General features: G+C 66.1%; 1 pseudogene. It reads left to right on the forward strand.

Annotated features, from left to right (window positions below):
• Nucleotides 1-454: pseudogene (locus I6F37_RS39555) on the forward strand (aminomethyl transferase family protein); the annotation flags it as partial.

Here is a 454-nt window from a genome sequence, read left to right on the forward strand (position 1 = left end):
ATCCGCAGCTCGGCGGCGCTGCTCGACGTCTCGCCCCTATACAAATATGCGATCTCCGGCGCAGACGCCGCGCGGCTGCTCGATCGCGTCGTCACCCGGGACGTCTCACGTTCGAGCGTCGGGCAGGTGCTTTACACGTGCTGGTGCGACGCTGCCGGCAAGGTGCTCGACGATGGCACGATATCGCGCCTCGACGAACAACGGTTCCGGATGACCTCCGCCGAACCCAATTTGCGCTGGCTCCAGGACAATGCCGGCGGGCTCCAAGTCGAAATCGAAGATGTGAGCGAACGCATCGCCGCGCTCGCGCTCCAGGGGCCCAGCTCCCGCGCCATCCTCTCGACCGCTGCCGAGTCCGCCCTGGACTCGCTCAGATACTTCCGCATTACGCCGGCGACGATTCGCGGCGTGCCGGTGGAAATATCGCGCACGGGCTATACGGGCGACCTCGGCT

The sequence above is a fragment of the Bradyrhizobium sp. NBAIM08 genome, assembly GCF_020193935.1.
Taxonomy (GTDB): Bacteria; Pseudomonadota; Alphaproteobacteria; order Rhizobiales; family Xanthobacteraceae; genus Bradyrhizobium; species Bradyrhizobium yuanmingense.